Source organism: Cryobacterium gelidum (assembly GCF_004403985.1).
Taxonomy (GTDB): Bacteria; Actinomycetota; Actinomycetes; order Actinomycetales; family Microbacteriaceae; genus Cryobacterium; species Cryobacterium gelidum.
Window position 1 is genome coordinate 105488 of sequence record NZ_SOHL01000016.1, and the last position, 12876, is coordinate 118363.

11 protein-coding genes are annotated in these 12876 nt (G+C 65.9%); 7 read left to right on the forward strand and 4 right to left on the reverse strand.

Translation table 11 applies throughout. From position 1 onward, the window contains the following. The first annotated feature begins 101 nt into the window (after positions 1-101). From E3T50_RS10805 to E3T50_RS10820, 4 genes are all read left to right on the forward strand, one after another. Complete coding sequence (locus E3T50_RS10805) at positions 102-1349, forward strand: cell division protein PerM (protein WP_134551814.1); 1248 nt, start codon at positions 102-104, stop codon at positions 1347-1349. A 9-nt stretch (positions 1350-1358) separates the two neighbouring features. Beyond that, on the forward strand, positions 1359-1952 hold the full coding sequence (gene purN / locus E3T50_RS10810; protein WP_134551815.1) for a phosphoribosylglycinamide formyltransferase: 594 nt from the start codon (positions 1359-1361) through the stop codon (positions 1950-1952). After that, positions 1949-3616: a bifunctional phosphoribosylaminoimidazolecarboxamide formyltransferase/IMP cyclohydrolase gene (purH, locus tag E3T50_RS10815; RefSeq protein WP_134551816.1), complete on the forward strand. Its 1668-nt coding sequence runs from the start codon at positions 1949-1951 to the stop codon at positions 3614-3616. The genes purN and purH overlap by 4 nt, the downstream gene beginning before the upstream one ends. Positions 3617-3797: 181 nt before the next feature. After that, positions 3798-4877: a Glu/Leu/Phe/Val dehydrogenase dimerization domain-containing protein gene (locus E3T50_RS10820; protein WP_134551817.1), complete on the forward strand. Its 1080-nt coding sequence runs from the start codon at positions 3798-3800 to the stop codon at positions 4875-4877. A 7-nt stretch (positions 4878-4884) separates the two neighbouring features. On the opposite strand, the gene E3T50_RS10825 is transcribed toward E3T50_RS10820, so the two are convergent. After that, positions 4885-5733: a DedA family protein gene (locus E3T50_RS10825; protein WP_241990875.1), complete on the reverse strand. Its 849-nt coding sequence runs from the start codon at positions 5731-5733 to the stop codon at positions 4885-4887. Between the two features lie 445 nt (positions 5734-6178). On the opposite strand from E3T50_RS10825, the gene E3T50_RS10830 reads away from it, so the two are divergent. Both E3T50_RS10830 and E3T50_RS10835 read left to right on the forward strand, forming a co-directional pair. Then, a complete protein-coding gene (locus E3T50_RS10830; RefSeq protein ID WP_134551818.1) occupies positions 6179-8053 on the forward strand; it encodes an ABC transporter ATP-binding protein in 1875 nt (624 codons plus the stop codon). After that, the gene (locus E3T50_RS10835) at positions 8050-9855 is read left to right on the forward strand and encodes an ABC transporter ATP-binding protein (RefSeq protein WP_134551819.1); all 1806 of its coding nucleotides are present in this window, start codon (positions 8050-8052) and stop codon (positions 9853-9855) included. Before E3T50_RS10830 ends, E3T50_RS10835 begins: the two co-directional genes overlap by 4 nt. Positions 9856-9858: 3 nt before the next feature. On the opposite strand, the gene E3T50_RS10840 is transcribed toward E3T50_RS10835, so the two are convergent. The 3 genes from E3T50_RS10840 to E3T50_RS10850 form a co-directional block, all read right to left on the reverse strand. Continuing rightward, positions 9859-10212, reverse strand: coding sequence for a cupin domain-containing protein (locus E3T50_RS10840; protein WP_134551820.1), 354 nt, complete (start codon positions 10210-10212; stop codon positions 9859-9861). Positions 10213-10556: 344 nt separating this feature from the next. Further along, positions 10557-10940 (reverse strand): MGMT family protein, encoded by a 384-nt coding sequence (locus tag E3T50_RS10845; RefSeq protein ID WP_134551821.1) that lies wholly within the window; start codon positions 10938-10940, stop codon positions 10557-10559. Positions 10941-10947: 7 nt separating this feature from the next. Further along, the gene (locus tag E3T50_RS10850; RefSeq protein WP_134463492.1) at positions 10948-11400 is read right to left on the reverse strand and encodes a GNAT family N-acetyltransferase; all 453 of its coding nucleotides are present in this window, start codon (positions 11398-11400) and stop codon (positions 10948-10950) included. 159 nt (positions 11401-11559) lie between these two features. Here E3T50_RS10850 and E3T50_RS10855 point away from each other — a divergent pair, with 159 nt between their 5' ends. Continuing rightward, entirely contained in the window at positions 11560-12774 is a 1215-nt protein-coding gene (locus E3T50_RS10855; RefSeq protein WP_134463494.1) for an NADP-dependent isocitrate dehydrogenase, read from the forward strand. Positions 12775-12876: the final 102 nt, after the last annotated feature.

Here is a 12876-nt window from a genome sequence, read left to right on the forward strand (position 1 = left end):
ACGCACGTCCTGAGGGGCTCGCCGATTAGCGGCGGGCCCCTTCGGCGTATCGGGCGCGTGCTGGCGAGCATTGGCGGTACGGCGAGATAGGCTCGCAACGGATGAATCGCATAACGACCGCCCTGCTCGCCGCTCTCGAGGCAATACTTGTTGTCGCCATCGGCATCGGTGTCGCCATGGTGCCGCTCACCATACTCTGGGCCGCCCACTTCAAACTATCGGTCGAATGGTTCGTGTTCTGGCGAGCGGCGGCCGATATCTGGCTGCTCGGCAACGGCGTCGACCTCACCGTGCAACTCGGCCACGACGCTGCCGCCTCGCTCGGCCTGGCCGGCGCGGACGCTCCCTTTCTGATCTCCGTAGTGCCGCTCGGTTTCACCATACTTTCTGTGCTGATGGGCGTTCACACTGGTCGTCGTGCCGCCGAAACCCCGCACCGCTGGACCGGCGTCGGCGTCGCCGTGGCTACCTACGCCATTCTGGCCGCGCTCGTGACGCTGTCCGCGATGTCGGAAACGGTCCAACCCAACCAACTGCAGGGTCTCCTTCTGCCGACGCTCATCTATTCCGCCGGAGTTCTCATTGGGGCGGAACTGGGGCGGCGCAAGACTGCGGTAGCTGCAGCGGGCCTTGATCGGGTGAGTCGCGGCATCCGTTCTTCGTATCAACGCATACCGCAGAACGCTCGCACCCTCATCGAGGGCGCACTGCGCGGCGGAACAGCGGCCGCCGCGGGAGTGTTGGTCGTGTCAGGCGTGGCCGTGGCCGTGCTGATCGCGGTCAACTACGCGACCATCATCGGGCTTTATGAAGCGGTGCAGGCCGGCGTTTTCGGTGGCGCCACCATCACCCTCGCCCAGCTCGCGCTCATTCCCAACTTCGTGATCTGGGCCAGCGCCTGGTTTGTTGGGCCCGGTATCGCGATGGGCGTCGGAACCTCCGTCTCGCCGATCGGCACCATCGTGGGAACACTGCCCGGCCTGCCCCTGTTCGGCCTGCTGCCGCAGGGCACCCCCGCCTACGGCTTTCTCGGGCTGCTCGTGCCCGTGCTTATTGGTTTCGTGTTCGGCGTCGTGACCCGGCAGTGGCTGGATCGCCCCGGGGTGCCCGAACGCACCACCCTCGAACAGGTCCTCACCGGTCTCGGCATTGGGCTCGTTAGTGGAGCGCTCCTCGGCCTGCTCGCCTGGTCGTCGGCCGGAGCGATCGGCCCCGGCCGCCTGGTCGAGGTCGGTCCGAATCCGCTGTTGGTCGGCGCGCTCGCCGCCGCCGAAATCGGGGTGGCCGCGGCCCTCGGCCTGCTCGCCGGCCGAGTGCGGTTCCCCTCGGTACGCCGAGCCAAACGGTAAGCTCAGACCGTGCTGTCTATTGTCGTGTTGATCTCCGGCGGAGGATCCAACCTGCGAGCCCTGCTGGAGGCGTCGGAAGACGCCGAATTTCCGGCGCGAATCGTGGCCATCGGCGCCGACCGCGACGCGGACGGCCTCGAACTCGGCGCCGAATTCGGCATCCCGGCCTTCTCGGTTCCGTTCTCCTCCTTCGCCGACCGTGCGGCCTGGGGCGACGAACTGCTCGCGCAGATTCAGCAGTGGCAGCCCGACCTGGTCGTACTCAGCGGCCTGATGCGCCTGCTGCCGCCGCGCGTGGTCGCCGCCCTGTCGCCGAACCTGATCAACACGCACCCGGCCTACCTCCCCGAATTTCCTGGCGCGCACGCCGTGCGCGACGCCCTGGCCGCTGGCGTAAGACAGACCGGAGCGAGCATCATCGTGGTCGACAACGGTGTCGACGCGGGCCCCATCCTGGTGCAGGAGCGCGTCGACGTTCTACCCGGAGACACCGAGACTTCCCTGCAGCATCGCATCAAGATCGTCGAAAGACGCCTGCTCATCCAGGCCGTGCTCGACATCGCCAACGGACACATGAACCTCAAGGAGAACAGCAACGCATGATCGCTCACACCAGCGCGCCCAGCTCGTACCGTGACCGGGACCAGATCACCATCGAGCGTGCACTCATCTCCGTGAGCGACAAGACCGGCCTGGTTGAGCTCGCCGCCGCCCTCACCGCGGATGGCGTCGAAATTGTCTCGACCGGATCCACCGCGGCGACCATTCGCGCCGCCGGCATGGACGTGACCGACGTCTCCGACGTCACCGGCTTCCCGGAATCGCTCGACGGCCGTGTCAAAACCCTGCACCCGGGCGTGCACGCCGGCATCCTCGCCGACCTGCGCCTCGAAACGCACGAAGCGCAGCTGACCGAGCTCGGCATCAAGGCCTTCCAGCTTGTCGTCGTCAACCTGTACCCGTTTGTCGAAACCGCCCAGAGCGGCGCCGAGCCGGCCGACGTGATCGAGCAGATCGACATTGGCGGACCGGCCCTCGTGCGGGCATCTGCTAAAAACCACGCCAACGTGGCCATCGTCGTCGACCCGGGCAACTACAGCGAGATCATCGAAGCCGTCACCGCCGGCGGCTCCACACTCAAGTTGCGCCAGAAGCTCGCCTCGCTCGCCTTCGAGCACACCGCCGACTACGACCTGAGCGTGTCGGCCTGGTTCACCGAGAACGTCTACGACCAGTGGCAGGACGACTTCGAGGCCCTCGACGAGGACGTCACGTTCGGGGCCGCCGAAGAAGAGGACGACGACGAGTCGCCGTTTCCCGCGGGACTGGGCATCGAGGTCACCCGCGACGCAATACTGCGGTACGGCGAGAACTCGCACCAGGCCGCCGCGCTCTACGTCGGCGAAGGCGGCCGCGGCATCGCACAGGCCCGGCAGCTGCACGGCAAGGAAATGTCGTATAACAACTACGTCGACGCGGATGCCGCTGTGCGCGCCGCCTTCGACTTCAGTGAGCCGGCCGTCGCCATCGTCAAGCACGCCAACCCCTGCGGAATCGCCGTTGCCAAGCCCAACGCACCGGATGCCATCGCCTCCGCGCACCTGCGCGCCCACGCCTGCGACCCGATCTCCGCGTTCGGCGGCGTGATCGCCGCGAACCGCGTTGTCACCCTCGGCATGGCCGAAACCATTAGCGAGATCTTCACCGAGGTGCTCGTCGCCCCCGGCTTCGAGCCGGCAGCGGTTGAACTGCTCACCAAGAAGAAAAACATTCGCCTGCTCGAGCTGCCCGCCGACTACGAGCGTTCCTCGCTCGAACTGCACCAGATCTCGGGTGGCCTGCTCGTGCAGGAGACCGACAGCTTCGACGGCTTCAGCTCGGCCGGCTGGACCCTCGTTGCCGGCCGCGAAGTGGACGCCGCCACCCGGGCCGATCTCGAATTCGCGTGGAAGTCGTGCCGTTCCGTGAAGTCGAATGCTATTCTGCTCGCGCACGCCGGGGCGTCCGTTGGCGTTGGTATGGGTCAGGTCAACCGGGTCGACTCCTGCCACCTCGCTGTGAGCCGCGCCGGCGAACGCGCCGAGGGATCGGTCGCCGCGTCTGACGCGTTCTTCCCCTTCGCTGACGGACTCGAGGTGCTGCTCGACGCCGGCATCGCGGCCGTCGTACAGCCCGGCGGATCGGTGCGGGACGCCGAGGTCATCGCCGCGGCGACCGCGGCGGGGGTCTCGATGTACTTCACGGGAGAGCGTCACTTCTTCCACTAGGGTCACACCCGGGTATCCGTCCTGGCGGCGGGGGAGGTGAATCCGCGTGTGGAATTCGCGTGCCAGCAGCGCGCAGCGCAGCTGTTCCCCCGGGTGCCAGCTTTGGGTATCCTGATCGAGGCGGTGCCACACACCGGCGCCGCCGCACTCGGCCCACAAGGCCCGGAACAATGGAGTTTCCATGACCCTCACGCACCCAGGCGCTGCTCTCGATTCCCTCGCGCAGATTCCACTTTCCCATGAAAAAGTGCTGATCACGAAGGGGGAACGGTCAGGGCTGATGATCACGGTGGCCGTACATTCCGCCCGTCTCGGCCAGGCCCTCGGCGGCGCCCGCCTATGGCAGTACGCGAGCTGGACCGACGCGGTCGCTGACGCCCTGCGGCTCTCCGCCGCCATGACCCTGAAAAACGCGGCCGCCGGTCTGCACCGCGGCGGTGGTAAATCCGTCATCTACCTGCCGCTCGGCACGGTACTGACGGACGCTGAGAAACGTCTGGCGATGCTCGACCTCGGCGACGCCATCGAGAGCCTGAATGGCGCCTACATGACGGCCGAGGACGTCGGCACGAGCGCCGAGCTTATGGCCATCGTGGCCGAACGCACGAACCACGTCTGCGGACTGCCCGCCGCGAGCGGCGGCGTCGGTGAGCCAGCGGATGCCACCGCAGCCGGCGTGTACGCGAGCATTGAATCCACCCTCGAAGCCCTGTTCGGCAGCCGCGAGGTGCGCGGCCGCCACCTGATCATCTCGGGCCTCGGCCAGGTGGGCGGACGCCTGGCCACGGCCCTCGCCGCCGCTGGTGCGACCCTCACCGTCACCGACATCAACCCCGACAAACGCGCGCTCGCCGACGAGCTCGGCGCTACGTGGGTGTCGGTCGCCGATGCGCACCGGGTGCGCGGCGACGTGTTCGTGCCGTGCGGCCTCGGCGGCGTGCTGACCGCGTCCGTGATCGCGGAGTTGAACGTTCTCGGTGTCTGCGGCGCGGCCAATAACCAGCTCGCGTTCGGAGCAGGGGCCGCCCAGCTGGACGCGCGAGGCATCCTCTGGGCACCGGATTTCGTTGTCAACGCCGGCGGCGTCGTCTACCTCTCCATGGCGAGCGAGCCGAACGCCGACCTCGAGCAGATCACCGAGCGCGTTGCGGCGATCGGCTCCGTGCTGACGCAGATTTTCACGGATGCCCGCGCGAACCAGAGCACGACCCTCGCGGCCGCCGAACTGCTCGCCGCGGCACGCCTGAACGCGGCTCGGTAACGCCGGGCTATTCGCGCAGATCCGACGGGATCGTCGGCAGCACTCGTGCGGACGCACGACGCTCCCTGAGCGTCGTGCGTGCAGCCTTGGCCAGTTCGGTGAGAATCGGGATCCCGGAGAGCAGGATGATGCCGATGATGAAGAATTCTGAGTAGGTCGCGACGAACGCGAACTGGCCGAGGAAGAATCCGACCAGGGTGAGGCCGACGCCCCAGGCGAAGGCGCCGATAGCGTTGTATGCCACGAAGCTGCGGTAGCGCATCCTGCCGACGCCAGCGGCGACCGGCACGAAGGCACGAAAGACGGGCAGAAAGCGAGCCAGGATGATGGACTTGCCGCCGTGCTTGGCGAAGAAGGCGTTGGTACGCTCGACGTTCTGCGGGTTGAAGAAGCGGTTCTTCTCTCGGGAGAAGACCGAGGGGCCTGCTTTTCGACCGATGGCATAGGCAAGCTGGTCGCCGGCGAATGCGGCCGCGAACACGACCAGGCAGGTCACCCAGATCGGCAGCGGCACGACGCCGGTCGCGGTGAGCAGGCCGACGGTGAACAGCAGCGAATCGCCCGGCATGAACGACAGCACGATGAATCCGGTCTCGATGAAGACAACCGCCGCGACGCCGAGCAACACGAATGATCCAAACGAGTGGATCAGCCAGTCAGAGTCGAGAAAATCGATCCCGAACAGGGTGGGCAGCATGAAGAGTCCTTCCAACGGGGCGAGCGCGCAGGGCATGGCCCTGCCGAAGACGAGCGCAGACTTCAGACTACGTGACGCCGCGCTCGGAAAACGCGCGTTATCGGGTAGTTCGGCGCTCGGGGCGTGGACGCCGTGACGGCCAACGGATGCTCTCGGCAAGAAAAGACCTTGCGTTCTGGCCCCGGCTCGCCATAGTCTGGAAGGCTGCCTGATCCGGGGGGCATGAGACACGTAATCCTTGAGGCGCCCAGGAGGCAGACATGACAAAGACAGCACCGATCACGCTCGCGACGAACGCGAACGACGGCGCACACTTTGGCTTGTTTGCCCCGTTCTACGCCGCCGTCGTGTCCCTCGTCGACTAGCCGTTCCCGTGCCCAGCTCGGCGTAGTGCCCCGGTATTATTCGGTTCCGGCCGAGGAGCATCCGCTCGCCGCTACCGCAGGGGCAGTCCGCAACTGCCCGCTGACTCGTTCGTCGCACTCGCGCCGCACGCCGCCATTCGTACGTCCCCTGTCGCCGGTGCCACTCAGATTCGGCGACCAGAATCATCCGCCGCCCCCCGCAACCCGGGGCGCGGCCGCACCGCATTCAGGACTGGACCATGACCACCACCGCCGCACCGGCGCATCCGCCCCACTCGTCTCCACCCCCGTCGAACTCTGCCGCACGGGCCAACACTTTTCGCAGCCTGCAACGGCTCTACCCCTATGCCAAACCGGCCCTGCCCCGCATCTACCTCGGCATGGTGGCAGCGCTTCTCGCGGGACTCGTCGCACTGGTCATTCCCCAGGTGCTGGCCTGGCTCGTCGACGGCCCGCTCAGCGCGGTGGGGAACGGCGACAGTGCCGTACAGATCTGGCCAGCCGTGTGGATAGTTCTCGGACTCGGCGTGCTCGAGGCGATCATGATCGCCCTGCGCCGCTGGTTTGTGCTCACCCCGGGCACCCATATCGAGGCGCGCATGCGCAATCACCTGTACGCCCGGCTGCAGGATCTGCCGGTGAGCTTCCATGACCGCTGGCCGAGCGGGCAGCTGCTCTCCCGCGCCGTGAGCGACCTCAACCTCATTCGCCGCTGGGTATCGTTCGGGCTCGTGCTGCTGGTGGTCAACTTTCTCACCATCGTCGTCGGCGTCGTCATTCTGCTCTGGATGCACTGGCTGCTCGGCGTGATCTTCGTGGTCTGCTCCATCCCGATCTGGATCTACGGCTACGTCTTCGAGGAGAAATACTCGGTGATCGCCCGGCGCAGCCAGGATCAGGCCGGTGACCTTGCGACCGCCGTCGAGGAGTCCGTGCACGGCATCCGTGTGCTCAAAGCGTTCGGACGTGGATCGTTCGCGCTGAAGAACTTCGCCGCGCAGGCGGAAAGCCTGCGCGGCACCGAGATCGAGAAGGCACGCGCCATCGCCGGGATCTGGCTTTGGTTGCTGCTCGTGCCCGACGTGGCGTTCGCGCTCTGCCTCGTAACCGGCGTCTGGCTCACCAGCCAGGGAGAGCTCAGCGGCGGCGAGCTGCTGGCGTTCTTCGCGACGGCGACCGTGCTGCGGTTTCCGGTGGAATCGATCGGATTCCTGCTGTCGATGACCTTCGACGCGCGCACCGCGACCGACCGGTATTTTGACATTCTCGACACCCCCAACGAGATCACCGACCCGGCGCACCCGGCCACACTCGCCGCGCCGCTCGGGCGCCTCGCGTTCGACAACGTGCACTTTCGCTACCCGGACTCGCCGGAGCGCTTTCCCGACCTGCTCAACGGCATCGATCTCGTGCTCGATCCGGGGGAGACCATGGCGCTCGTCGGCCTCACCGGTTCGGGCAAGTCCACGCTCACGGCCCTCACGACCCGCCTCTATGACGTGACCTCGGGCGCCGTGACGCTCGACGGTGTCGACGTGCGTGCACTCGGCCGCGAAGAACTGCGCAGCCACCTCGCGATGGCGTTCGAGGATGCCACCCTGTTCTCGGCATCCGTTCGTGACAACGTGCTGCTGGGTCGCGCCGATTTGTTCGCTACCAGCCCCGAAGCGGATGCCGCGCTCGCTCAAGCCCTGCAGATCGCGCAGGCCGGGTTCGTCTACGACCTGCCACTCGGCGTCGACACCCTCGTCGGCGAGGAAGGCATGAGCCTGTCCGGCGGGCAGCGACAGCGTCTCGCGCTCGCCCGCGCAGTCGCCGCCCGACCGTCGGTGCTCATCCTCGACGACCCGCTGTCGGCGCTCGACGTGAACACCGAATCGCTCGTCGAGAACGCGCTGCGCGAGGTGCTCGTCGACACCACCGCGCTCATCGTGGCGCACCGACCGTCGACGGTCATGCTCGCCGACCGGGTAGCGCTGCTCGAAGACGGCCGCATCACCGCCGTCGGCACGCACTCCGAGCTGCTTCGTACCAGCGCACACTACACCTTCGTCATCTCCAGCCTGGAGGACGAAGAACGCAGAGAATCGAACCGAGCGGAGAAAAAGCTGTGACCGTCACCGGTGTGACCGGCGAAGAACGCCACGACTTCAGCAAGGCCGAAAGCAAGCAGATTCGGGCGCGTTCCCTGCGGCTGCTCGGCTCGCTGCTGCTGCCGGTGCGCGGCAAGGTTGTGCTCGCCATGCTCGTGGTCGTCGTCTCGACCGCCGCTCAGGTGGCCGGCCCGGCGCTCGTCGCCTTCGGCATCGACCGTGGCTTGCCCGCATTGCTCAAGCAGGACTGGATGCCGCTCGCCGCGGCCGGCGCCATCTACCTCGTCGCCGGAGTGCTCGGTGCGCTGCTGATCGCTTGGTACACCGTGTTGAGCGCCCGGGTGAGCCAGGCGGTGCTGATCGACCTGCGCAAGCGGGTGTTCCTGCACACGCAGAAGCTCAGCCTCGAGTTTCACGAGTCCTACACCTCTGGCCGCATCATTTCACGCCAGACCAGCGACCTCGATGCCATTCGGGAACTGCTCGACTCCGGCATCAACCAGCTCGTGCAGGGCCTCCTCTATATGTCATTCACCGCGATCGCCCTGGTGCTGCTCGACGGAACCAGTGGACTCGTGCTGCTGTGCGCGCTGCTGCCACTGGTCATTCTCACCCGCTGGTTCCAGGTGCGCTCGCAGAGCCTGTTTCGGCAGTCTCGGGTCGCGTCGGCAAGCCTGATTGTGCGGTTCGTCGAAACAATGACCGGCATTCGCGCCGTCAAGGCGTTCCGCACCGAGAAGCACAACGAATCGGTGTTCGGCACACTCGTCGAAAGCTATCGCCAGGTCAACGCGCGTGTCATCCAACTGTTCGGGGTCTTCGATCCGGGGCTCGTGCTCATCGGCAATGTCACGGTCGCCGCTGTGCTGCTCGTCGGCGGTTTCCGGGTGGCCGACGGCCAGCTTGCGATCGGTGCGCTGCTCGCGACGCTGCTCTACACTCGCCGGTTCTTCGACCCGATGGAGGAGATGGCGATGTTCTACAACTCTTACCAGTCGGCCGCGGCGGCGCTCGAGAAGATCTCGGGTGTGCTCGAGGAACGCCCCGGCGTACCCGATCCGGTTGCTCCGGTCGATCTCTGGGAGGCTCGCGGTCGGGTGCGCTTCGAGAACGTGCAGTTCGCCTACCAGGCCGACCGGGAGATTCTCCCGCACTTCGACCTCGATATTCCGGCCGGGCAGACCATCGCCCTGGTCGGGTCGACCGGAGCGGGCAAATCGACGCTCGCCAAGCTCATGAGCCGGTTCTACGACCCGACGGATGGCCGGGTGCGTCTCGACGACGTCGACCTGCGTGACCTGCACCCCAGGGACCTGCGGCGCGCGATTGTCATGGTCACCCAGGAGGCATACCTGTTCAGCGGGTCGGTCGCCGAGAATATCGCCATCGGCAAACCGGATGCCTCGGCGCGGGAGATTCGCGCTGCCGCCGCAGCCGTCGGTGCCCACGACTTCATCGAGAGCCTGCCGAGTGGGTACGACACCGACGTGAACAAGCGTGGCGGGCGAGTGTCGGCTGGCCAGCGCCAGCTGATCTCGTTTGCGCGCGCTTTTCTCGCCAACCCGGCTGTACTCATCCTCGATGAGGCCACGTCATCGCTCGATATTCCGAGCGAACGGCTCGTGCAGGAGGCGCTGCAGACACTGCTGCACGATCGCACGGCCGTGATCATCGCCCACCGCCTGTCGACTGTGGCCATTGCCAACCGCGTGCTCGTGATGGAACACGGCCGCATCGTGGAGGACGGCGCCCCGCACGACCTCATCGCGGGCACCGGCCGATTTGCGACGATGCACGCCGCGTGGCGCGACTCCCTGGTGTAGCCGCTAGTCGGGCACGGGACCGAGTTGTTCGGGGGCCCCGGCCGGGAGCGGATGAGGAGCGGGTTCCTTGAGCTCCACAAAAATGGTGTGCGTGTCCGTTTCGCCGGTATTCGCCCCGGAATGCTCCTGGGCGGGGAGCCAGCGCGCGACGCCCTCCGGCAGGTCGACGTCGATGAACCGGCCGCCGGAGGAGAGACGTCGGCGGAATGCGGTCAGGGTGAACATGACGCTGTCGGGATGCCGATGCGGCGTCGATTCGTCGCCGGGTCGGTCCAGATATTCGAGGACGCGTACCCGTTCGTTCTCGAAGATCACGCGATAGAACTGCGGGTTGGTGACGACCGGATCGCTCTGCATGCAAGCACGCTAGCACCGCGCCAGCAGGGTGTACAAGCGCGGACCTCCCGGCTTCTCCTTGGGTGCCCGAACGGCGATCGAACGGCGCTAACCATCGCGGAGCCACTGCCGACAACTCGGGTCCTTCGTCACTAGTGCGATCTGGAGAGGTGCGAGATGCTGAAGCCGGACTTCTGTTCCTTCGGCACCTACCCCAGCAGAAAGGCTGCCAGACGATGAGCAGTGTGACGCCTCCCGCAGTGAGCCCACCCACACCGACCCCGCATGCGCAAAACGGGGCGCGGCCGAACCGGTCCCTGAACCCGGCGAAAAGCGGCTCTGAACCCGAGCCCGAACTGTGGGCGCTACACGCGCGGCGACCAGCGGGCGGCGGCGTAGTCGACCCGGTAGGCGGTATCCGCTGCGCTGGTATCTGCCGCCAGGGTGGTCGCCGCTCTGCTGATTGCAGCCGCGGTATCAGTGGGTGACGCGAGCAGTGGCGTGTTCTCGGCGCGGTAGTGCGGCAGCGCCTCGGCCTCATGCCCGATCGGCGGATGCCCGCCAGCGCGAATCACGCGCCACCACGCCACCTCAAAGCCGTAGCGCGCCATGACCTGGCCGACAGCGCGGGCGGCGCGGGAGCCGAGTTGCGCGGCCACGCCGCCATAGGTCATCACACGGCCCGGTGGAATGGAATCAACCACACCAAGCACCCGGGACACGAAGTCGTCGGGCTCGGTCGTGGTCATCCCGGGGTCAGAGCTTCAGCGATCCGATGACTTCGCCGTACTGGGTCTCGCCGACATCGACAAATCCCAGGCGGTGGAAGAAGGCCTCCGGACCGTCGGTGCCGGGTTCCCAGATGACGTTGACGTGGTCGAAACCACGGTCACGGGCTTCGGCGGCGAGCGCCTCGGCGGCGTACTTGCCGACGCCCTGGCCCTGTGTGTCGGCGTTGACGTTGATGCGCCAGATGCAGGCGCGAAACTCTTCGTGCTCGGAGTTGGGGTCGAAATTGCCGTGGATGAAACCGGCGACGATGCCGTCCAGAAGCACCACACGCTGCCACGATGTGGCCGGGTTGATCACCGAAGCTGCGACCGAATACGAGACCGGCGCAATGAATTGTTCCTGGCCTGGTTTCAGGCTCAAGGAGTTGGCCGCGACGATGTTTCGTGCGGATAATTCTTCCAGCGTCAGCTCACCCATGTGATCAGGCTAACGTGCGGCCGGGGTAGTCGATAGTCGCGGGAGTGTTTGACCCCGGCAATTCACCTGCCCGATTTATCTCGATGTCAAGATAGTTGTGAGCCTCTAGTAAGGTAGACGATGGCCGTGAGGGCCTTACTGAGTACAGAGGAGAAATTTTTGTCGAAGATCACGGTTGAGGGAACAGTTGTCGAGCTCGATGGCGACGAGATGACCCGCATCATCTGGCACGCCATCAAAGAAACGCTGATTCACCCGTACCTCGACATCGACCTTGAGTACTACGACCTCTCGATTCAAAAGCGCGACGAGACCAACGACCAGATTACGATCGACGCCGCACACGCCATTCAAAAGCATGGCGTTGGCGTGAAGTGCGCCACCATCACCCCCGACGAAGCGCGGGTGGAGGAATTCGGCCTGAAGCAAATGTGGCTCTCGCCGAACGGCACCATTCGCAACATCCTCGGCGGCACCATCTTTCGCGAGCCCATTATCATCTCCAACATCCCTCGCCTCGTGCCGGGCTGGAACAAGCCGATCATCATCGGCCGCCACGCCTACGGCGACCAGTACAAGGCCACCAACTTTCGGTTCAAGGGCAAGGGCACGCTCAGCATGACCTTCACGCCGCAGGACGGCAGCGCGCCGTCCACGTTTGAGGTCTTCCAGGCCCCGGGCGACGGTGTAGCCATGGGCATGTACAACCTCGATTCATCGATCATCGACTTCGCACGCGCCTCGCTGAATTACGGCCTCGAGCGCAAGGTGCCGGTCTACCTCTCGACCAAGAACACGATTCTCAAAGCCTACGACGGTCGCTTCAAGGACATCTTTCAGGACATTTTCGACACCGAGTTCAAGGCCGCCTTCGACGCGGCGGGACTGACCTACGAGCACCGTTTGATCGATGACATGGTCGCCTCCGCCATGAAGTGGGAGGGCGGCTACCTCTGGGCCTGCAAGAACTACGACGGTGACGTCCAGTCCGACACCGTGGCCCAGGGCTTCGGTTCGCTCGGCCTCATGACCAGCGTGCTCTCGACCCCCGACGGCACGGTCGTCGAAGCGGAGGCCGCCCATGGCACGGTGACGCGACACTACCGTCAGCACCAGCTCGGCAAGCCCACCTCGACCAACCCGATCGCGTCGATCTACGCCTGGACCCGCGGCCTCTCGCACCGGGCGAAGCTCGACAACAACCCGGCCCTGGCCGAGTTCGCGTTGACCCTCGAAGACGTCGTCATCAAGACCGTGGAGAGCGGCATGATGACGAAGGACCTCGCGCTCCTGGTCGGCCCGGACCAGGGCTACCAGACCACCGAGGAGTTCCTTGCCTCGATCGCAGAGAACCTGCAGGCGCGTCTGGCGTAGTCCGCACGTACTCCCACGGGGCCTCGATCGCAATCGGTCGGGGCCCTGTGGGCTTTCCGGGGTGCCGGCGTGGCGCGGTGTGGTGGCGAAAAGCCGCGGAGA